Below are 19,284 nucleotides of genomic sequence, written 5' to 3' on the forward strand. Positions count from 1 at the left end.
TGGCCTTGGCAGCACCTTCAGCCGGCGGCCTGCTTCATGCGCCGCGCGGTCTCGGCCACCACGCCGCGCAGTGATCGCACGACGGGATGCCCTTCGAGTTCCTTCAGCGTGAAGAAACTCACCGGCGGCAGGTTCCAGCTCAGCCGCCAGGGGAGAGCGGCCCAGTGGCCTGCATGCTCCATGTCGGCCGCCACGTCACGCGCAAAGATGGTGATCGCGTTGGGCTCCTGGTGCAGCACCATCTCCATGCTTCGGATCGAGGTGGTCTCCAGGATCGGAAGCGGCGGCTGCACGCCTGCGCCCACGAAGATCGCGTTGTAGGTCCTGCGCATCGGCGTGTTGGGCGGTGGCAGGATCCAGTCGAGCTGCGCCAGCCGTGCCCAGTCCAGTGGCCCGCGCGAGAGCCGCTTGACGTTCTTCGCACCGACCAGCAGGCAGGGCTCCTGCTCGTAGATGGCCTCTTGCAGCAGGCCGCTCGCGTCGCCGTCGTAAGAGCGTCCGATGGCGCAGTCGATCTCGTGCGCGAGGAGGCCGGCGACCAGCTCGTCCGTGGTGCCTTCGCGCACCATCACCGAAACGCGCGGCGAGCGGTCGAGCAGATGCGTGAGCGCCGCCGACATGAGCTGCCTCGGCACCTGCTGCGTGAGGCCCAGCCGCAAGCGGCCGCTGCGGCCCGCTTCGAGCGAGGTCAGCACGCGGGTGGTCGCTTCGAGCTCGGCAAGCCAGCGCCGTGCATGGTGCAGCACCGCATCGCCCGCTGCCGTCGGCACCAGCCCCCGGGTCGTGCGCTCGAAGAGCCTGCTGCCGAAGATGTCCTCCACCTCGTGCAGCGCCTTGGAGATCGCCGGCTGGCTGAGCTGCATTTCGGCGGCCACGCGCCCGAGCGTGCGATGCCGGTCGACGGCCTGCAGCAGCGACAGCTGCTTGAGCTTCAGGCGCGAGAGCAGGACGTGCAGCAGATCGGCGGCAGGATCGCGGGTGCTTGGCAAGGCCATAACTCCAAGGTTATCGGGTCATCAAAAATTATGTCACTTTGGTGAATACGCGGTCCTAGACTTTGTTCATGGACCCGATCAACGCACCGACGAACACCGCCATCACGGCGAGGTTTCTGGATTCGCTGGCCGATGCACCCAGCGCCGGCGAGGCGCTGCGCCGGATCGACCACTGCCGCTCACGGATTGCTTCGGGCAGCATCTTCAGCATCCAGCAGAACGTGACGACCGCGCGCGCTGCGGCCGGCGAAATCCTCCTGCGGCGCTTCTATTCGTCGGAGGCGTCGACCTTTCCGGTCGACGGCACCAAGCGCAAGACCCTGACGCCGTGGACCGAATGCCTCTTCGTGCGGGGTCGCGTGTTCGTCGGCGAGGGCGAGCACGTGCTGGCGCAGAACTTCGACGACTTCGAGCAGATGCGCCTGCACAAGCTGAGCAGCGTGATCAACGTCCCGTTGATGCAGGGGACGCTCTGCTACGCCACCTTCAACGTCTTCGGCACCCGCGCCCGCTGGCTGCCGGAGGAAGTCTTCGGCATCCGGCTGCTGGCGCTGGCGGCTGCGCGCTGGGTGCCTCCCATGCCCGGCCTCGCCTACGGCTTGGCGGGCGCGAAGGGGATATGAGATGCCAGTGACCGCCCTGCACCACTTCACGATCCGCTGCACGCCGGACGAACTGCCGGCGCTCGAGGACTTCTACACGCGCGTGATCCGCCTCACGGTCGGTGCCCGGCCGGAGATTCCCGCGCCCGGCACCTGGCTGTACGCGGGCGGCCAACCCATCGTGCACCTCTACGCGCACCTGTCGACGCCCGACAGGCCGGTCGAGCCCGTCACGGGCCATGTGGACCACATCTCGTTCCGCTCGCGCGGGCTCGACGAGATGCGCGGCCATCTTCGCTCGCAAGGCGTCCCGTTCGCCGAAGCACCGATTCCCGGCTGGGCGATTCACCAGCTTTTTCTGCACGATCCGCGTGGCCTCAAGGTCGAGATGACTTTCTGGATGGACCAGGAAGAAGGGACCGTCGCATGACGAACTTCGTGCGCGCCGGCGAACTGCGCATCGCCTTCGAACGCGAGGGCGACGGTCCGCCGCTGGTTCTGATGCACGGCGCGGAAGCCTCGCGGCAGATGTTCGCGGCGCTGGTGCCGCACCTGTCGAGGCATTTCACCGTGATCGCCTACGACCAGCGCGACTGCGGCGAGACTGAAGGCCCGGAGCGAGCGTCGACGCTGGCGGACCTGGCGAACGACGCGCAGCAATTCATCGAGGCACTGGGATGGCGGCGCGCGCACGTGTTCGGCTCGTCCTTCGGCGGCAGGATTGCGCAGGCGCTGGCACTGCTGCATCCACGCTCGGTCGACCGCCTCGTGCTCGGAAGCACCTGGCCCCTGCCCAGACCTTACGAGGAGCTGTGTCCGGATGCGGGGCGCCTGGGCGAATTGCGGCGCGGCCTGCCGGCCACCGCCGAGGAACTGGCGACCTGGTTCTTCCCCGAGGCCTTCCTGCAGCAGCGGCCGGAGCTGCGCCGCCTGTTCGCGAATGCGCGCCCTGCATCGGCGCGCTCGGCGCGGCGCCTTGCCACGGTGCAGACCACGCTGGAAAGAGGCGTGGGCGACATCGTCGCGCCCACGCTGGTGCTGGCCGGTGAGCTCGACCGCGTGGTGCCGCCGGGCGTCACCCTGTCGATGGCCGACAGGATTCGCGGCGCCGATGTCGTGCTGCTGCCCGCGACCGGCCATGTCGCCGCGGTGCAGGCGCCGCAGGTGCTGGCACGGCACATCGTCCGCTTCCTCGACGACGAAAGGGCCAAGCCATGAGCACGAACCATGAGCGCGCACGCGGGCGCTCCGACTACATTCGCATCGAAGGGCTCTCGAAGCACTTCGGCGACGGCGGCGATGGCGTCCTGGCGCTGAAGGACATCGACTGCAGCATCGAGCAGGGAAGCTTCGTGACCATCGTGGGCCCCAGCGGCTGCGGCAAGAGCACGCTGCTGCGGATCCTCGCGGGGCTGCTCGACTACGGCACCGGCCATGTGGTGCTCGACGGCCAGTCGATCCGGGGCACGCGGCGCGACGTGGGCGTCGTCTTCCAGAGCTCGATCCTTTTGCCCTGGCGCACCATCCTCGAGAACGTGATGCTGCCGGCCGATGTGCTCGGCCTCCCGATGAAGCAGGCACGCGAGCGCGCGATGCAGCTGCTGCACATGGTCCGGCTCGACGGCTTCGAGCACAAGCTGCCGCGCCAGCTGAGCGGCGGCATGCAGCAGCGTGCCTCGATCGCCCGCGCGCTCCTGCACGACCCGAAGATCCTGCTGATGGACGAGCCCTTCGGTGCCCTGGATGCGATGACGCGCGAGCGCATGAACCTGGAGCTGCAGCGCATCTGGATCGAAAGCGGCAAGACGGTGGTGCTGATCACGCACTCGATCCCCGAGGCGGTGTTTCTCGGCGACCGCGTGTTCGTGATGTCGCCACGCCCCGGCACGCTGGAGCGCGTGCTGCCGATCGACTTGCCGCGCCCGCGCGAGATGGCGGTGATGTCGGACCCGGTCTTCGCCGCGGCCACGGCGTCGATCCGCGAGCGCTTCTCGCATGCCGCTTCATTCGACTGATGCCTAAAGACTTGAGGAGCGCACCGCCATGACCCAAGCCACCCTCTCCACCGGCGCGGAGCCCGCATCCGCGCCACACGCGAAGCAGCCGTTCCGGTCGCGCGCCAAGCCATCTTTGTGGAATGCCGCGCGGGTCCAGGCCGTGCTGCTGCTGGCGGCGATCCTGGGCTTGTGGGAAGTCGGCGTGCGCGCCTTCGGCGTTTCCAGGCAGCTGCTGCCGCCGGTCAGCGACATTGCGGTCGCCCTGTGGAACGGCTTCAACACCGCGCCGATGGCCAAGGACGGCTACTGGTATCACGGTGCCATCACCCTCAGCGAGATCTTCCTCGGCTTCGTGGTGGGCAGCTTCGTCGGCCTGGCGATCGGCATCGTGGTGTCGCAGTTGCCGCGGCTGGAGGCGCTGGCTTCGCCCTACATCGCCGCCCTTCAGAGCGTGCCCAAGGTGGCCTTGGCGCCCATCATCGTGGTCTGGCTGGGCTTCGGCATCAGCTCGAAGGTGATGATCATCTGCCTGCTGACCTTCTTTCCGGTGCTGGTCACGAGCATTGCCGGGTTCAAGGCCGTGGAGGCCGACCGCATCGACCTGCTGCGTTCGCTGTCGGCCACGCGCTGGCAGATCTTTCGCTTCACCAAGTTTCCAAGCGCGCTGCCCTACATCTTCGCGGGCCTCCACATGGCGGCCGCCTTCAGCGTGGTGGGCGCCGTGGTCGGCGAGTTCGTGGGCGCCCAGGCCGGGTTGGGGGTGCTGATCCTCCAGTCGGAGGCGCAGGCCGACAGCGCAGGCAGCTTCGCGGTGATGGTCGTGCTGTCGGTCATCGGCATCGCCCTCACGGCCGCGCTGCGCCAGGTGCAGCAGCGCGTCCTGCACTGGATGCCCGCGGACAGTTCGCAGCGCACCGTGAACAGCTGAACCACCAAGGAGTACATCATGCTGAATCGACGTCAGATCGGACAGGCGCTGGGCGCGCTGGGCCTCGCGGCCAGCTTGCCGAGCCGGGCGCTGCAGCAGATCAGGGTCATGAAGCTGGCCAACACGGCCGTGGTCAACGATCCGCAGCAGTGCTTCTGCACCTCGGGCCAGGACCCTCGGCTCAACTTCTACAGATCGCATGGCGTGGATCTGGAGTACGTCAACATGTCGAGCATCGTGCAGGCGATGCAGAGCCTGCGCGCCGGCCAGGTGGACTTCGGCCCCGCGGTGCCGGGCCTGCTGCTGCCGGCGATGGCCAAGGACCCCGCCATGGACCTGGTCAGCGTCTACGAATGGCTGCCGCGCAATGCCGACGTCATCGTGGTCAAGCCGGGCAGCCCGATCAAATCGGCCGCCGACCTGGCCGGCAGGAAGATCGGCGTGCGCAACCAGGGCGACCCCGGCATCGTGATCACCAAGACCGTGCTGGCCGAACTGGGCCTGAAGGACGAGGGGGTCGAGTACATCGGCATCGGCGACGGCGCGCTGGCCGGCTCGGCCATCGACACCGGCCGGGTCGATGCCATGGTGACCTACGACACCGCCGCTGCGCGCATCGAACTGGTGAGCGGGCCGCTGCGCTACGTGCCGATCACGCCGAAGCTCGCGCAGCTGGGCTCGGGCTGGCTCTGCGTGCCGCGCAAGCTGCTCAAGGAAGAACGGGGCTCGCTGGTCGCGCTGTTCCAGGGGCTGGCCAAGTCGACGCTGTTCTCCAACGCCAACCTGGACGCGGGCATCGACCTGCATTGGGCCGTGTACCCCGAGAGCCGGCCCAAGGGCCGCACCGAGGCCGAGGCGCGCAAGGAGCTGGCGTTCATCCTCAAGGACCGCAAGAACAACTGGATGCGCCGCCCCGACGATCCCGATCAACGCATGGGGGCGATGTCGCTGGCCGGGTGGCAGACCAACATCGCGATGACGGCCGAGACCAGCAAGAACCCCAGGCTGGGGGCGGAGCTGGGCGACCCGAACCGGCTGTTCACCAACGAGCTGATCGACGACATCAATGCCTTCGACAAGCAGGCGGTGGTCCGGATGGCCAGGGAATTCAAGCTGTAGGCACAGGAGCAGATCCATGAACGTCCTTGTTTCCGGGGCCAGCATGGCCGGCCTGTCGGCTGCCTGGTGGTTTTCCCGTCTCGGTCACCGGGTGAGCGTCGTCGAGCGTGCTGACGGCCTGCGCCCCGGCGGTGCGCCCATCGACGTCCGCGGGCGCGCGCTGGGGACCGCGCAGCGCATGGGCATCCTGGCGAAGATCGACGACCGCAAGGTCACGATCCTCGGCCCGGCGCCGGTGCTCGACGGCACGGGCACGCAAGTCGCGACCCTCGATCTGCGCTGGTTCGCCAACGAGACCGACCAGGACATCGAGATTTCCCGGGACCGGCTCAACAACATCCTTCTGGAGGCCTTGCCGGACGGTGTCGAGTTCCGCTTCGGAGCCTCCATCGCGTCGCTCGCCGACGGAGCGCGCGGCGTGGACGTCGCTTTCGCGGACGGCCTGAAGGCCCGCTACGACCTCGTGGTCGGTGCCGACGGCCTTCATTCCAACGTGCGCAAGCTCGCCTTCGGGCCCGAGAAGGACTATGTCCGGCACTTCGGCTACTACGTCGCGCTCGTCGATCTTCCGGCGCAGCGGGACTGGGAGCGCGGCATGCTCAATGTCCCGGGCCTCACGATCGCCGTGCGCGATGCGGGCGACGGTCCGCAGGCGCTGATGCTCGCCGCCAGCGCCGAGATCGACTACGACTTCCGCGATCCGGAAGCGCACCGCAGGCTGATCAGCCAGCTGCTCTCCCGCGTCGATGCCTGGCAGGTGCCCGCCTTGCGCGCGGCATTCATCGATCCCGCCGCCAAGGGTTTCTACTTCGATTCGGTCAGCCAGACCCACATGCCGAGTTGGATCAAGGGCAATGTCGCGGTCATCGGCGACGCGGGCCACTGCGCTGCACTGCTGTCGGGCATGGGGACCACGCTCGCGATGGTGTCGGCGGAGATCCTGGCGACCACGTGGACCGAGCACGGCGGCGACATGGGCGCGGCCTCCCCCGCCTATCACGAGCGCCTGCGCCCCTATGTGGCACAGTGCCAGGCATTCGCCCACGAAGGTGCGCCGATCATGGTGCCTGCGACGCAGGAGGCGCTCGACGCGCGCAACGCGCGTTTCCGGGCCTTTGCGTGCGCCGCCTAGGACGCTGGCATGCCGCACCTGCAACAGCGCGGAGTCTTCGATGCGCTCGACCCACCAGACGCCGATGCCGCTGTGCCCCCGATGCTGCTCGAGCACCCGCGCGCCGCCCTCTGGATGTTCTCCGGTGTGCCGAAACGCACAGACAGCCGGCCCCCCCCAGGCCATGATCGGACCCACAGGGACTTGCGGACGCAGAGGATGCACCGCTCTTCAGGAGACCGACCATGAACGCCATCCATCAGCCACTGGCACGGACCGACGCTCCCGGGCGCCCAGGCGCCACCGCCACCCTGCGGGGTCTGCAAAAGCCGCTGATGGCGCTGGGCGTGGCCATCGCAGCGCTCGCGAGCGCGATCGTTCTGGTCCTGAATCCGCAACCGGTTTCCTCTCCCTCGCAGGTGACGCTCGCCTGCAGCGGGACCGCGGCGCACGAATTGCCCGAGGTCGCGATGGTGCGGCAGCTGAGCCGCATTGCCAGGAGCAGCCATGACAGCCCTGATTCCCAGTGTGCGTGAGGCGGGCAGCGGACCCGGCGTGGTGTGCGTCCACTCGAACGCGAGCGCTTCCTCGCAGCGGCGCCACTGATGGATCGCCTGGCCCCGGGCTTTCACGTCTTCGCGCCGGACTCGCTGGGTGAATCGGGTCACATGGGCCCCGTGACACCTCCGGAAATGGTCAAGGACGCCGTCGCGGGTTTTCTCTCGCGCAGCGCGTTGGTTCACAGCGCCCATCGTTGATGCCGGCCGCCGCTCGCCGCGGCGTCGCCTTGCTCCCTGCCGCGCAGGCCGCGGGCGCGGCGACAATGCACCCATGACCCAAGGCAAGCGCATCTCGGCAGACATCGGCGGCGACGCCCTGCAATCCATCCGGGCGTTCGGGGCAGCGGCAAGGCAGGCCCGAACGGCGGCGGGGGAGGGCCAGGCCGCCGCGGCCGCGCGGCTGGGGGTGCATGTTCAAACCATCGGCCGCATCGAAGCGGGCGAGCCCGGCGTGGCCATCGGGCACGTGCTGGGCCTGCTCGCGCTGTATGGCATCGGCGCCAGGCTGCAGCTGCCGGAAGGACGCTGAGCCATGGACCGGCTGCCGGCGAAGCGCCCCACCATCGCCCTGCACACGCTGGCGAACGGCGTGCGGCTGCTCGCCATTCCCATGCCCCAGGTGCAGAGCGCCAGCGTGGGCGTGTTCCTGCGCGTGGGCTCCCGCGACGAGACGCCGCTCAGCAATGGCATCGGCCATGTGCTGGAGCACATGGCGTTCAAGGGGACCACCAGCCGCTCGGTGCAGGCCATCAACCTGGATGCGGAGCGGCTGGGCGCGGACGTCAACGCGTTCACCGGCAAGGACACCACCGGCTACTTCATGACCGGCCTGGGCCGTCACGCGCAGCAGTTGCTGCGCATGACGGCCGACATCGTGCTGAACAGCACGTTTCCCGACACCGAGCTGCAGCGCGAACTGGACGTGATTCGCCAGGAAGCCATCGAGTACGAGGAGGATCCGCAGGATGGCTCCAGCGACCTGCTCGACCGCGCGATCTGGGGCGACGACCCGATGGGCATGCCCGTGATCGGCACCGTCGCCAACATCGAAGCTTTCACCCGGCACGACCTGCTGCGCCACGTGCAGTCCCACTACGTCGCGGACAAGACCGTCGTCGCTGCGGCCGGGAACTTCGACGTCGACGCCTGGGTGGCGCTCGCCGGGGAACTCTTTGCGGCGATGCCCCCGTCGGCCGAGCGACCCGTGCCGCCGGCGCCCGCCAAGTACGTCGGTCATGCCATGGCCCGGCGCTTCACGCAGGTGTCGCAGGTGTTCCTGAACATCGCCTATCCGCTGGCGCCCGCGCGGCCGCAGGAGATGTCGCAGCAGCGCTGGCGCCTTGCGGCAGCGCTGGCGGCCAACCTGTTCGGAGGCGGGATGTCGGCGCCCCTGGTCGACACCGTCCGGGAGCAGCTCGGCCTGGCCTACACGGCCCATTCCACGATCGACAGCGGGGACGTCTGGGCCAACTTCGTGGTGCATGCGGTCACCACGCCGGACAAGCTCGACGCGCTGGTGGCGGCGACTGGCGACCTGCTGCGTGCGCAGGCCGCGACCATCGACCCGGTGCACCTGGAGCGGGCGAAGAACCAGCTGACCGTGTCCCGGGTGCGCGCCGGCGAGCGGACCTACGCCACCATGGAGCAGGCCGTCGAAGAGCTCTTCGCCAGCGCGGCCGCGATGCCGATGGCCGAAGCGATCGCCATGATCGACGACATCCGCGCGGAGGAAGTGCGGGCGGTCTTCGAGCGGATGCTGGCCCATCCGCCGGCGCTGGCGATCACGGGCAAGGGCGCCAGCGCGCGAGGCGCGCGGCAGCTGGCAGCGCGGCTGGTCGCCGGCGCCGGTTAGCGCCGGGCGTGGCGCTCAGGGCGCGATGCCGCCACTGGGCCCGGGGATCTTGGTATCGGAAGCCAGGTGCAGGCGGGCGGGCGGGCCCGACAGGCGGATCTGGTACTCGGTGATCTTCGTTCCCGTGTTGCCCACCACCAGATTCGGCACGCCACGCCGCTTGTCCTCCCTCAGGTCCGGGCGGCTGGGCGGGGCAGGTCGGCCCAGGTCCGGATGCGTGTGGAAAATGGCGACCAACACGCTGTCGTCGACATCGGGAGGCGGTTCGACCCTGATGTAGTTCGTGCCCTCCGCCTTGGCCCGTTCGATGGACAGCTGGCCCGTGATCAGGTTGAGGAAGACCCAGCCGCCCTCTTCATGGGCCTGGAGCACGCGATCGCGGGAGCCCACGTTGGACGCATCCCAGGCGGACTGGATCGCCTCGGCCACGACGCGGTTCCTGCGCAGTTCGTCGAAGGTCGGCGGTCGCCTGCCCAGCAGTTCCACGCAGCGGGCCAGCTCTCTGAAGCCGAGGGCGTTCTTCATGTCGGCAAGCATGCTTCTCCTCTCCAGCACGAATTGCCTTTCGGCCGGCGTGGCGGCCCGGATGGCGTCGCGATAGTCGGTGTACGTGGCGCCTGCCCTGTCCAGCAGGGCCTGGATCCTGTTGCGAAGCCCGTACGCCGGCCCGCCAGCGTCCCAGGCATGCAACGTGAGCGCTTCCGGCGTGGCGGCGTCGGAGAGGGCCTGGCGCTGAATGACGGGGGTGGCATCGCTCGAGCCCTGTTCCTGCTGGACGCAATGGGTCAATTCGTGCGCGAGGAGCTGGCGGCCCGAGGCGGTCGCGGGCGCGTACTGGCCCGCGCCGAACACCAGGTGGGCGCCGGCCGCATAGGCCCGCGCGTTCATCCTGCGCGCCGAGTCCGCGGCTTGCGCATCCGTGTGCAGGCGGACATGGCTGAAGTCGTGCCCGAAGCGCGGCTCGACAAAGGCGCGGGTGGGCGCGTCGAGGGGACGGCCGGGCGACTGCATCACGTCGCGGACGATCGGCGGCCATTCGACCGGTTCGCGGACCCCGGACCCGATGCGGCTGGCGCGCAGGGGCGCGGCGGCCGGGAGTTCGGCATCGGCCATGCGCGTCACCCGCTCCGAGACGCGATCCGCTTCCCGTTCGAACGCGCTTCCCGGCGGGTCGATCGCCGACTTCGGCGGGAGCCGGCCGAGCCGCATCGACGCGGCCGGCGACAAGTCCGGATGTGCCTTGGGCTTCGCCGCGAAAGTCTGCATGGCCACCCCTCGAAGCTGCGCCGCTCGGACTACCTCGAGAGCTTGAACAGATTGGATGCGCCGGGAATCCTGACCTTCATGTCGGCGGCATCGTTGCAGAACCCCGGCAGGTCGCCCCGGTGCGAGCCCATCACGGCGCCGGTCACCATGCCCAGGTGCATCAGGAAGATCTCCTTGCGAAAGCGCAGCTCATTGACTGCGGCCGGGCCTTTGGACTTGCCTTGTGGCTGCAGGAATTTCGTGCGCATCAAGGTGTCGACCTTCGCCTGGTCGATTTCGAGCGTGTCGCACATCGCCGACGCCGCGCTGTAGTAGCCGATATAGAACAGCAGCCCACGCTGCTCCGGCGTCCACCAGGGGGCCATGGTGTCGACCAGAACCTTCATGACGGCGGCCTTGCCGGCCTGGTTCTCCGCGCCGTCGGGTGGAGGGGCGGGGGGAGGGGCGGCTGGTGGCGGCATCGGCGCCGAAAGCGCCGGCGGCTGGGGCTTGGCGCCGTCCTGCTGCGGGGCGGCGCTGCAGCCGACCAGCGCCGCCATGCAAAGAAGGCAGGCGATGTTCCTCATTCGCCGCCCTCAATACCGGAACACCTGCGCCGACCAGTCCGCCGCATACATCATGCCCCGGAAGCAGGCGCGCTGGGCGCCGTAGCACATGACCCCGGGCGCCGGAGAGAAGGACACGTTGTCGGTGGGCGGCGGCGGTGGTGGATAGGGCCGCGCGCCGTGGCCGTAGGGCGGCGGGTAGGGGTACGCGTACTGAGGCTGCTCCCGGTCCTTGGCGATCGCTGCCGCGATGACGCCGCCGATCGCGACGGCCGCCAGGGCGGCCGCTGCATCGTTCGCGGACGTGTCATGGCGAGGCGGCGGCGCATTCCGGGGCTGGCCGAATGCCGTGGACGACACCGCCATCGTGAGTCCGACTGCTGCGGCGACCAGGGTTTTCACGACACCTCCAACGCATTGACGAACCATGCTATCGCCCGGCGCGCAAGTTGTCGATGCGAGGCCGCCTTCTGACGGTCCTGTCCTACGATGGCACTGCCCATGTCTGCCCGGCGGCGCCGGCCGCCGTATGCTCGGTGGCCATGGACGCCTCCACCTTGCTCGCCGACTTCGCCGCGCGCCACCGCCGCCTTTTTGTGCTGACCGGCGCCGGCTGCAGCACCGATTCGGGCATCCCCGACTACCGCGACCTCAACGGCGACTGGAAACGGCCGTCGCCGGTCACGTACCAGGCCTTCACCGGTGACGAACTCACGCGCCGCCGCTACTGGGCGCGCAGCCTCGTCGGCTGGCCGACCATGGCGACCGCCCGGCCCGGCGCCTCGCACCGGGCCCTGGCCCGGCTCGAGGCCTCCGGTCGCGTGGGACTGCTGCTGACGCAGAACGTCGACGGCCTGCACGACGCCGCGGGCAGCCGCCAGACCATCGACCTGCACGGCCGCATCGACACGGTGCGCTGCCTCGGCTGCGAGACGCGCACGCCGCGCGCCCGGATGCAGCAGACGCTGCGGGCGCGCAACCCGGCGTGGGCCGCACTGGAAGCCCGCGCCGCGCCCGACGGCGATGCGGATGTCGAAGGCCGGGACTTCGCCAGCTTCGAGGTGCCGGCCTGTCCGCTGTGCGGCGGCATGCTCAAGCCCGACGTGGTGTTCTTCGGCGAGAGCGTGCCGCGCGAGCGCGTGCAAGCCGCCTACGCGGCACTGCATGAAGCCGACGCCGTGCTGGTCGCCGGCTCGTCATTGATGGTGTATTCGGGCTTCCGCTTCGTGCAGGCGGCCGTGGCCGCGGGCAAGCCGGTGGCGGCGGTCAACCTCGGCCGCACACGGGCCGACGATCTGCTGGCGCTGAAGGTCGCGCAGCCGGTGGGCGACGCCTTGACGGCCCTGGCCGAGCAGCTGGCGGCCTGACTCAGAAATCGGAAGACCGGACGATGATCGGTTCACGGTGCGTGGCGTCGTAGCGCGACCAGGCGGCCACGTTGATCGCCACGTGGTTTTCTTCGTACGCGCTCACCGCGCGGCTGGCGCCATCCGAGGCGTGCACGTAGGCACCGAAATGGGCCGCCAGCGCGTCGTCGGTGATCAGCGCCTCGATCTCGCGGCCTTGCACGGGGAGCGCGAAGGCCACGCCATTGCCGACCCAGCGCGCGCCGCGCGAGCCGCCGATGCGATGGCCGCCGGCATCGACGTCCCGGGGCCTTTCCAGGGGCGCCCGCTGCGTTTCCGTGGTTTCCTCGACGGGTTCGGGCTGCGGATCTTCGATGATCTCGGCCGATGCGAAGTCCCGCTCCAGATACATCATCTCGTAGTTGCAGATCTGGATCACGTCCCGGTCCAGCAAGGGCCGCAGCGCCACGTCGTCGCCGTTGACCAGCGTGCCGTTGGTGCTGTGAAGGTCGTGCAGGGTGACGAAATGCCCGAGCCGCGTGAGGACGGCGTGGGTCTTGCTGACGGTGTTGCTCGGGAGCACCAGGTGGTTGCTCAGGCTGCGCCCGATCCTGAACTCGCCTTCGAGCAGCCGCACGTTGCGCAGCGCAATGCCGTTCTTGGTCACGATCAGAGTCGGCATCGCTCGAAGTCCCTCCTTGAGTGGCGATGGTATTCGCCACGGCCATGCCCGCTGGCGGTCGTCACATGAAGAGAGCAATGAGACGAACTGATACAGCCATCGCCGGCCCCCACCCGCGTGCCGTCAAGCCGCTTGCCTGCGGCCCGCGAAATAGGCCGCCAGGCGCATCCGTTCCTGCTCGAAGGCCGGCATGCCGGCGAGGACCGCCTTCCATTCCCCGCTGCGGCTGGCGCGGTCGATGGCCTCGCAGGCGGCGGCGAACGCGAGCGCACCGACCATCTTGCCGGCCCCCGCCATGCGGTGGGCGAACCGGGTGGCCTGGGCGGCGTCGTCGGCGGCCACCGCCTGCCGCAGTTCGGCCGCGTCGTCCTCGCAGGTTCGCCGGAAGGTCGCCAGGACCTCTTCCACCATCGATCCGTCGCCGCCGCATTTGGCCGCGAGGAGCGCTTCGTCGATCGGGTCGGCCGCGGCGGCTGCCGGGCCTGCGCCGCCGGGCGCGGCGGGCGGCGGCACCTGCGGAAGCGGCAGCCAGCGATCGAGCTTTTGGGTCAGCCGCGCCAGCTCGACCGGCTTGACCAGGAAATCGTCCATGCCGGCGGCGAGGCAGGCCTCGGCTTCCCCCTGGAGCGCGTTCGCGGTGCAGGCGACGATCGGCACGCGAGCGCCGCCGCCCGATGCGGCTTCATGGCTGCGGATGGCGCGCGCCAGTTCGTAGCCGTCCATGTGAGGCATGTGGCAGTCGGTGATGACGAGGCCGAAGCGGCCCGCCTGCCACATCTTCAGGGCCTGGGCGCCGTCGTCGGCGGTCTGGGCGGCATAGCCCAGCGTCCGCACCTGGCGCAGCAGCAGCATGCGGTTGACCGGATGGTCGTCCACCAGCAGCACCAGCGTGCCTTCGGTCGCGGCCTGCGCGGGGTCGGGGGCCGCGCGGCGCATGGCGAGGGCCGCCGGCAGGGCACGCACGCTCTCGGCGCCCTCCGGCAGGGCATCGGCCACGGGCAGCGACAGCTCCAGGATGACCGTCGTGCCGCTCCCCGGCCGGCTGTCCAGGCTGATCGAGCCCCCCATCAGCTGCGCCAGCTGCCGCGAGATGACCAGCCCCAGCCCGGTGCCCCCGGGGCGCCGCCGCGCCTGCTCGCCGACCGCCTGGCTGAACGGCTGGAACAGGCGCTGCTGGTCCTCGGGCGAGATGCCGATGCCGGTGTCCTTCACCTCGAAGCGCAGGCGCTCCAATCCCTCCGACCGCCCCAGCCATTGCACGTTGATGTCGATCCAGCCCTCGGAGGTGAACTTGATCGCGTTGCTGACGAAGTTGTTGAGGATCTGGCGCAGGCGCACCGGATCGACGCGCAGCGCCGGACTGACGCGCGGGTCGACCATCCGGCGCACGATCAGGCACTTGCTGCTGGCGTTGCCGAGGTAGATGCTCTGCACCTCCTCGACCAGGCGCTTGACCGAGGCGACCTCGGGGCGGATCTCCAGCTTGCCGGCCTCGATCTTCGAGAAGTCGAGGATGTCGTCGATGATGCGCAGCAGCGACCGGCTCGATTCCCGTACCAGCGCGAGCGTCTCGCGCTGCTCGGGGTCCAGCTCGGTCAGGCCGAGCAGTTCCAGCATGCCCAGCATGCCGTGCATGGGCGTGCGGATCTCGTGGCTCATGGTCGCCAGGAAGGTGCTCTTGGCGCGGGTGGCGGCCTCCACCTCGGCGCTGCGCTGCGCCAGGGCCGCATTCAGCCGCTCGATCTCGCGCTCCCGCTTCTTCCTCTCCGTCACGTCTTCCGACATGGTCAGCAGGTAGCGCGGCCGGCCGGCCTCGTCGAGGATCGGGATCTTCTTCGCGTGCAGCACGCGCACGCTGCCATCGTTGGCATGCAGCGTCTCCTCGGGGATGTCCACTTCGCGGCCCAGCGCCAGCGCTTCCTTGTCCTTGGCCGTGAAGAAGTCGGCCTCTGCCTTGGAGCTGACGAAGTCGTCCACCGTCTTGCCCGGCAGCTCCTCCTGGCTGCGCCCCGTCAGTTCCTCCATGCGGCGGTTGACGCGCACCAGCCGCAGGTCGGCGGCGTCCTTGACCATGACCTGGTAGGGAATGTGGTGGATCACCGAGTTCAGGAACGCGTTGGCCGTTTCCAGTTCGGCCGTGCGCAGGTGCACGCGCGCCTCCAGCTCGGCATTCAGGGCCCGCAGCTGGTCCTCCGCCCGGCGCAGCGTCGTCTTCTGCCGCTGTTCGGCGAGCGCCCGGCGCACCGAGTAGAAAAGCCGCCGCACCCGCTCCTTGAAGACGTAGTCCGTGGCGCCCGCCTTCATGCATTCCACCGCCTCCTCCTCGCTGATCAGGCGGGTCGACAGCACGATCAAGAGCGCCTCCGGCTGCCGCTGGCGCACCGCGTGCAGCATCTCCAGGCCGCCGGCTTCGTAGTCGGACAGGACCAGGTCGAAGGTTTGCCGCTGCAGGGCGCGGACGAAGTCCTCCCGGGTCTGGACCCAGACGATGTCGCAGTCCAGGCCCTCGTCCTGCAGCGTGCCGCGGATGCGCTGCGCATCGGCCGGGTCGTCCTCCAGGTGCAGCACGCGAATGGCGGTGGTCATCGGCCTGCGTCCTGATCGCCGCGCAGCGATTCGACGACCTCCCTGAACGCCTCGCGGTTGCGTTCGCTCAGCGCCGAGAGGGCCTCGTGCGCCTGCAGGATGCGCTGCTGCACGGCGGCCCGCACGTCCTGCGTTCCGAGCGCATAGAGCGCGGGCGCGGCGGGACCGGGATCGCGGATCGCGGCCAGCACCTGCGCCATGCTCAGTTCCTCGAACAGGGCGCGCACGCCGGGCGTGACTCCCGTGAGCGCCACGGCACCCCGGGCGACCAGTTCGTGGACCGTGCCGAGGCAGGTGCTGTCCATGTACTCGCAGCCGGAGAGGTCCAGCACCAGGGGACGTCCGCCATCCAGCACGGCGAGGGCCGTTTCGTGGAAGGCGTCGCAGTGCAGCCAGCTGGCCCGGCCGCGCAGCGCGAGGTGGGCGGCCTGGTCGGACTCGCCGTAGAACACCACCTCGCTCTCCATGCGCGGCGCCCCGGATGCCGTCGCCGCAGGGAGCCCGGCGCCGTTGTCGAACCAGGAGGCGCCCGCGTGCGCGTCGACCAGCAGGATCGTCACGTCGTCGCGTTCCGCGCCCGCTGGCGCGCCGGCGTGGAGCTGCGTCATCACGTCCTGCGCGCTGGCGAGCGGACTGGCGAGCACCTGCTGCAGCAACGCCAGGTCGCGTTCCGAGCCGGAGGGCAGCAGCCCGTCGGTGTAGAGCAGGATCCGGTCGCCCGCCAGCAGCTGCAGACGCTCCTGCCCGAAGTGCGCGTCCGGTGTCAGCCCGAGCGCCGGCCCGGTGCGGCGGACCAGGCGCGCCGGCCGGCCGTCGCGCGTGTGCAGCACCGGGGGATGGCCGGCCGAAGCCAGCGTGAGGCTCGCGTCCGAGGTGTCCAGCAGGCCGAAGACGGCCGTCAGGAACAGTCCCGGCGCGGCGTGCGCCTCGCAGATCGAGCGGTTCACCGCGGCCAGCACTTCCGCCGGCGGCAGCGCGAGGCCGGTCGCCGGATCCATCAGCACCAGCCGCTGCTTGAACAGCACCGAGAGCATCGCCGAGGTCACGCCGTGGCCGGTGGCGTCGGCCAGGTAGAAGGCGAGGTGCCGCTCGCCCAGCCGGACCACGTCGTAGAGGTCGCCGCCCACGTGCTGGCCCGGGCGGTAGAGCGCCTGGATGCAAAAGCCCTCCATCGGGGGCGGGCTGCGCGGCAGCAGGGCGCGCTGGATCACCTCGGCCCGCTCGAGGTCGCGGCGCAGCACCTCGGAGGTCTCCTCGAGTTCGCGGACCTTGCGCTGCAGTTCCCGGTGCAGCCTTTCGCGTTCGGCCAGCAGTTGCCGCCGTTCGAGCGCATTGCGCACCGCGACCCCCATTTCCTCGGCGCGGGGCGACTTCGGCAGGAAGTCGAACGCCCCCAACCGGATGGCGGCCACGGCCGAGTCGAAGGTCTCGAGGCCCGACAGGACGATCCACATGGCGTCCGGCACGGCCTGGCGTCCCCAGCGCAGCAGTTCCAGGCCGTCCATGCGCGGCATCATGATGTCCGTCAGGACCAGGGCGATCCCGGGGTGGGCGCGCAGGACTTGCTGGGCGTCGACGCCGTCGACCGCCTCCAGCACCGGGGCGCAGCCGAGGCTTTCGAGTGCGCGCTTGACCAGCAGGCGGGTCACCGGCTCGTCATCCACCACCATCGCGGCGGGAGGGGCAACATCGAGGTTCATCAGGTCCGCCAGCGTTGCTGTGCAGACAGGGGATTCTCCGAGCCGGCGGGCGCGCTGGCAAGTCGCCTAGAAGCGGCCCGTCGCCCGTCGGATGACCGCCTTGTCCTTGGCCGCCGGCTGGGTGCCCGCGGGCGCGGCCGCCGACCGCGGCGCGCGCTTGGCGGGCTTGCGCCGGCCCTTGAGCGACTCGATCAGCGACAGCGCTTCCTTGTCGAACTTCGCCTTGTCGTCGGGCATGGGGGCCTCCTGAGGATGCGAAGACGGATGGTACGCTCGCCAACGGGAGGCCCGATGAGGCAAGTCGAGATCACCTGCCCGGGCCGGCGCCTTGACGTGCGAGAGGAAAGACCATGGGCATGAGCAGGATGTTGGCGAGCGCGCTGCTGGGCGCGCTGCTCGCGCTGGGCGCTGCCGGCGCTGTCGCGGCCGACACGGCCGCCGCGGCGCACCCGCCGATCGCCGGCGCGGTCGCGGCCGATCAGGTCGACGAGCCGGCCACCCTGCGGTTCCTGAATCGCGAGGTGCTGACGATGCGCGCGCGCCTGGCCGGCTCGACCCCGCAGGCGCGCGTGCGGCGCGCCCGCGAGCGGGTCGGGGCGCTGCCGGACGAGGCCGTGGACCTGCCGTTGAACCAGATCCCGTTCAACCTCGGCGAGGCGCACGGCGTGCAGTTCCTGCTCGGCGACCTGCCGCTGTTCTCGGTGCTCGAAGGCGACGTCGACGTCGAGGCCAAGCAGAGCTTCGACGCGCTGGTGCTGCAGACGCGGGCGCGGCTGGAGGAGGTCCGCACCGCCTGGCGCCAGGCGCGCAGCAAGCCGCTGCTGCTGCAAGGCCTGTTGAGCACGCTGGTGGCCACCCTGGTGCTCGGCGTCCTGGTCTGGATCGTCTACCGGGTCAGCGCCAAGGCGGTCGAGTGGATGGAAAAAAGGCGCGACGTGCTCGCCGAACGCTTTCCCTACGTCGACTGGCGCGAGTTCCTGGCCCGGCTCGCCGTCGGGATCATGCAGATCGTGCAGTGGGTCGCGCTGCTCGCCATCGGCTACTTCTGGGTGTATTGCGTGCTCGCCAGCTTCGTCGCCACCGCGCCGATCGCGCACAGCCTCGGCAACTGGCTGCTGGGCAAGCTCGAATGGCTGGCCGAGGGCTCGCTGGAAAGCCTGCCCGGGCTGGTCACCGTCTTCATCGTGCTGATGCTGACGCGCGCCGGGGTCGACGTGCTCGGCTACTTCTTCGATGCGGTGCAGAAGGGCCGCCTGCGCCTGCCGCTGGTCCACATGGAGACCGTGCCCGCCACCCGCCGGATCTTCACCCTGCTGGCCTGGGCGCTCGGCGTCGCCATCGCCTACCCCTTTCTCCCGGGCGCGAGCAGCGACGTGTTCAAGGGGCTCTCGGTGCTGTTCGGCCTGATGGTCACGCTCGGCTCGACCGGCCTCGTCACCCAGGCGATGAGCGGCCTGGTCGTGGTCTATTCGCGCTCGCTGCACAAGGGCGACTTCGTCGACATCAACGGCGTGCAGGGCGTGGTGACCGAGGTGGCCTCGCTGGCGACCAAGATCGTCAACGTGCGCAACGAGGAGATCACGATTCCGAACTCGGTCGTGATCTCGAACCCGATCCACAACTATTCGAAGCTCGCCGGCACCCAGGGCACCCTGCTCACCACCAAGATCACCATCGGCTACGACGCGCCCTGGCGCCAGGTCCACGAACTCCTGATCGGCGCCGCGAAGAAGACCGCGGGCGTGCGCGCCACGCCCGTGCCCTACGTCTACCAGCGCGCGCTGTCGGACTTCTATGTCGAGTACGAACTCTTTGTCAGCATCGACAAGCCGCTGGAGCGCATTCCGACCCAGTCGGCCCTGCATGCCAGCATCCAGGACGAGTTCAATGCCTACGGCGTGCAGATCATGTCGCCGCATTTCCTCGGCCAGCCGGCACAGGCCGTGGTGGTCGAGAAGGGCCAGTGGTACGCGGCGCCGGCGCGCCAGCCTTGAA

Annotated in this window: 20 protein-coding genes; 12 read left to right on the plus strand and 8 right to left on the minus strand. The window is 69.6% G+C overall.

The genetic code is table 11. The annotated features are described in order from the left end of the window. Positions 1-17 precede the first annotated feature (17 nt). Complete coding sequence (locus QTI33_RS16330; protein WP_286507148.1) at positions 18-989, minus strand: LysR family transcriptional regulator; 972 nt, start codon at positions 987-989, stop codon at positions 18-20. A 74-nt stretch (positions 990-1,063) separates the two neighbouring features. On the opposite strand from QTI33_RS16330, the gene QTI33_RS16335 reads away from it, so the two are divergent. From QTI33_RS16335 to QTI33_RS16380, 10 genes are all read left to right on the plus strand, one after another. After that, a complete protein-coding gene (locus QTI33_RS16335) occupies positions 1,064-1,618 on the plus strand; it encodes a GAF domain-containing protein (RefSeq protein WP_286507149.1) in 555 nt (184 codons plus the stop codon). A 7-nt stretch (positions 1,619-1,625) separates the two neighbouring features. Then, positions 1,626-2,027 (plus strand): VOC family protein, encoded by a 402-nt coding sequence (locus QTI33_RS16340; RefSeq protein ID WP_286507150.1) that lies wholly within the window; start codon positions 1,626-1,628, stop codon positions 2,025-2,027. Continuing rightward, on the plus strand, positions 2,024-2,815 hold the full coding sequence (locus QTI33_RS16345; protein WP_286507151.1) for an alpha/beta fold hydrolase: 792 nt from the start codon (positions 2,024-2,026) through the stop codon (positions 2,813-2,815). The genes QTI33_RS16340 and QTI33_RS16345 overlap by 4 nt, the downstream gene beginning before the upstream one ends. Then, positions 2,812-3,612, plus strand: coding sequence for an ABC transporter ATP-binding protein (locus tag QTI33_RS16350; RefSeq protein WP_286507152.1), 801 nt, complete (start codon positions 2,812-2,814; stop codon positions 3,610-3,612). The genes QTI33_RS16345 and QTI33_RS16350 overlap by 4 nt, the downstream gene beginning before the upstream one ends. A 28-nt stretch (positions 3,613-3,640) precedes the next feature. Further along, on the plus strand, positions 3,641-4,522 hold the full coding sequence (locus tag QTI33_RS16355; RefSeq protein WP_286507154.1) for an ABC transporter permease: 882 nt from the start codon (positions 3,641-3,643) through the stop codon (positions 4,520-4,522). Between the two features lie 18 nt (positions 4,523-4,540). Continuing rightward, positions 4,541-5,641: an ABC transporter substrate-binding protein gene (locus QTI33_RS16360; protein WP_286507155.1), complete on the plus strand. Its 1,101-nt coding sequence runs from the start codon at positions 4,541-4,543 to the stop codon at positions 5,639-5,641. A gap of 16 nt (positions 5,642-5,657) precedes the next feature. Next, the gene (locus tag QTI33_RS16365) at positions 5,658-6,773 is read left to right on the plus strand and encodes an FAD-dependent monooxygenase (protein ID WP_286507156.1); all 1,116 of its coding nucleotides are present in this window, start codon (positions 5,658-5,660) and stop codon (positions 6,771-6,773) included. 224 nt (positions 6,774-6,997) lie between these two features. Beyond that, positions 6,998-7,288, plus strand: coding sequence for a hypothetical protein (locus tag QTI33_RS16370; protein WP_286507157.1), 291 nt, complete (start codon positions 6,998-7,000; stop codon positions 7,286-7,288). A 295-nt stretch (positions 7,289-7,583) separates the two neighbouring features. Beyond that, on the plus strand, positions 7,584-7,841 hold the full coding sequence (locus tag QTI33_RS16375) for a helix-turn-helix domain-containing protein (protein ID WP_286507158.1): 258 nt from the start codon (positions 7,584-7,586) through the stop codon (positions 7,839-7,841). A 3-nt stretch (positions 7,842-7,844) separates the two neighbouring features. Beyond that, a complete protein-coding gene (locus tag QTI33_RS16380; protein WP_286507159.1) occupies positions 7,845-9,164 on the plus strand; it encodes a M16 family metallopeptidase in 1,320 nt (439 codons plus the stop codon). 15 nt (positions 9,165-9,179) lie between these two features. On the opposite strand, the gene QTI33_RS16385 is transcribed toward QTI33_RS16380, so the two are convergent. The 3 genes from QTI33_RS16385 to QTI33_RS16395 are packed head-to-tail and all read right to left on the minus strand — an operon-like array spanning position 9,180 to position 11,377. Then, the gene (locus QTI33_RS16385) at positions 9,180-10,430 is read right to left on the minus strand and encodes an eCIS core domain-containing protein (RefSeq protein ID WP_286507160.1); all 1,251 of its coding nucleotides are present in this window, start codon (positions 10,428-10,430) and stop codon (positions 9,180-9,182) included. Positions 10,431-10,459: 29 nt separating this feature from the next. Continuing rightward, complete coding sequence (locus QTI33_RS16390; protein ID WP_286507161.1) at positions 10,460-10,969, minus strand: hypothetical protein; 510 nt, start codon at positions 10,967-10,969, stop codon at positions 10,460-10,462. A gap of 36 nt (positions 10,970-11,005) precedes the next feature. After that, positions 11,006-11,377 (minus strand): hypothetical protein, encoded by a 372-nt coding sequence (locus tag QTI33_RS16395; protein ID WP_286507162.1) that lies wholly within the window; start codon positions 11,375-11,377, stop codon positions 11,006-11,008. A gap of 53 nt (positions 11,378-11,430) precedes the next feature. On the opposite strand from QTI33_RS16395, the gene QTI33_RS16400 reads away from it, so the two are divergent. After that, entirely contained in the window at positions 11,431-12,342 is a 912-nt protein-coding gene (locus QTI33_RS16400) for an NAD-dependent protein deacetylase (RefSeq protein WP_286507163.1), read from the plus strand. A 1-nt stretch (position 12,343) separates the two neighbouring features. Here the strand turns inward: QTI33_RS16400 and QTI33_RS16405 are convergent, their stop codons facing one another. The 4 genes from QTI33_RS16405 to QTI33_RS16420 form a co-directional block, all read right to left on the minus strand. Further along, complete coding sequence (locus QTI33_RS16405) at positions 12,344-13,003, minus strand: FHA domain-containing protein (RefSeq protein WP_286507164.1); 660 nt, start codon at positions 13,001-13,003, stop codon at positions 12,344-12,346. A gap of 123 nt (positions 13,004-13,126) precedes the next feature. Then, a complete protein-coding gene (locus QTI33_RS16410; protein WP_286507165.1) occupies positions 13,127-15,589 on the minus strand; it encodes a response regulator in 2,463 nt (820 codons plus the stop codon). Continuing rightward, positions 15,586-17,289 (minus strand): SpoIIE family protein phosphatase, encoded by a 1,704-nt coding sequence (locus tag QTI33_RS16415; RefSeq protein WP_286507166.1) that lies wholly within the window; start codon positions 17,287-17,289, stop codon positions 15,586-15,588. Before QTI33_RS16415 ends, QTI33_RS16410 begins: the two co-directional genes overlap by 4 nt. 66 nt (positions 17,290-17,355) lie before the next feature. Further along, a complete protein-coding gene (locus QTI33_RS16420; RefSeq protein ID WP_286507167.1) occupies positions 17,356-17,526 on the minus strand; it encodes a hypothetical protein in 171 nt (56 codons plus the stop codon). A gap of 119 nt (positions 17,527-17,645) precedes the next feature. On the opposite strand from QTI33_RS16420, the gene QTI33_RS16425 reads away from it, so the two are divergent. Next, positions 17,646-19,283, plus strand: coding sequence for a mechanosensitive ion channel family protein (locus tag QTI33_RS16425; RefSeq protein WP_286507168.1), 1,638 nt, complete (start codon positions 17,646-17,648; stop codon positions 19,281-19,283). Position 19,284: the final 1 nt, after the last annotated feature.

The sequence above is a fragment of the Variovorax davisae genome, from assembly GCF_030316845.1.
Classification (GTDB): domain Bacteria; phylum Pseudomonadota; class Gammaproteobacteria; order Burkholderiales; family Burkholderiaceae_C; genus Variovorax; species Variovorax davisae.

What these genes read in the sequence shown, in the direction of transcription:
- QTI33_RS16335 (WP_286507149.1), top strand. Translation starts at nt 1,064, where the DNA reads ATGGACCCGATCAACGCACCGACGAACACCGCCATCACGGCGAGGTTT.
- QTI33_RS16410 (WP_286507165.1), bottom strand. Translation starts at nt 15,589, where the DNA reads ATGACCACCGCCATTCGCGTGCTGCACCTGGAGGACGACCCGGCCGAT.
- QTI33_RS16370 (WP_286507157.1), top strand. Translation starts at nt 6,998, where the DNA reads ATGAACGCCATCCATCAGCCACTGGCACGGACCGACGCTCCCGGGCGC.
- QTI33_RS16420 (WP_286507167.1), bottom strand. Translation starts at nt 17,526, where the DNA reads ATGCCCGACGACAAGGCGAAGTTCGACAAGGAAGCGCTGTCGCTGATC.
- QTI33_RS16355 (WP_286507154.1), top strand. Translation starts at nt 3,641, where the DNA reads ATGACCCAAGCCACCCTCTCCACCGGCGCGGAGCCCGCATCCGCGCCA.
- QTI33_RS16375 (WP_286507158.1), top strand. Translation starts at nt 7,584, where the DNA reads ATGACCCAAGGCAAGCGCATCTCGGCAGACATCGGCGGCGACGCCCTG.
- QTI33_RS16390 (WP_286507161.1), bottom strand. Translation starts at nt 10,969, where the DNA reads ATGGCGGCGCTGGTCGGCTGCAGCGCCGCCCCGCAGCAGGACGGCGCC.
- QTI33_RS16425 (WP_286507168.1), top strand. Translation starts at nt 17,646, where the DNA reads ATGAGCAGGATGTTGGCGAGCGCGCTGCTGGGCGCGCTGCTCGCGCTG.
- QTI33_RS16380 (WP_286507159.1), top strand. Translation starts at nt 7,845, where the DNA reads ATGGACCGGCTGCCGGCGAAGCGCCCCACCATCGCCCTGCACACGCTG.
- QTI33_RS16415 (WP_286507166.1), bottom strand. Translation starts at nt 17,289, where the DNA reads ATGAACCTCGATGTTGCCCCTCCCGCCGCGATGGTGGTGGATGACGAG.
- QTI33_RS16350 (WP_286507152.1), top strand. Translation starts at nt 2,812, where the DNA reads ATGAGCACGAACCATGAGCGCGCACGCGGGCGCTCCGACTACATTCGC.
- QTI33_RS16385 (WP_286507160.1), bottom strand. Translation starts at nt 10,430, where the DNA reads ATGCAGACTTTCGCGGCGAAGCCCAAGGCACATCCGGACTTGTCGCCG.
- QTI33_RS16360 (WP_286507155.1), top strand. Translation starts at nt 4,541, where the DNA reads ATGCTGAATCGACGTCAGATCGGACAGGCGCTGGGCGCGCTGGGCCTC.
- QTI33_RS16400 (WP_286507163.1), top strand. Translation starts at nt 11,431, where the DNA reads ATGCGAGGCCGCCTTCTGACGGTCCTGTCCTACGATGGCACTGCCCAT.
- QTI33_RS16405 (WP_286507164.1), bottom strand. Translation starts at nt 13,003, where the DNA reads ATGCCGACTCTGATCGTGACCAAGAACGGCATTGCGCTGCGCAACGTG.
- QTI33_RS16365 (WP_286507156.1), top strand. Translation starts at nt 5,658, where the DNA reads ATGAACGTCCTTGTTTCCGGGGCCAGCATGGCCGGCCTGTCGGCTGCC.
- QTI33_RS16345 (WP_286507151.1), top strand. Translation starts at nt 2,024, where the DNA reads ATGACGAACTTCGTGCGCGCCGGCGAACTGCGCATCGCCTTCGAACGC.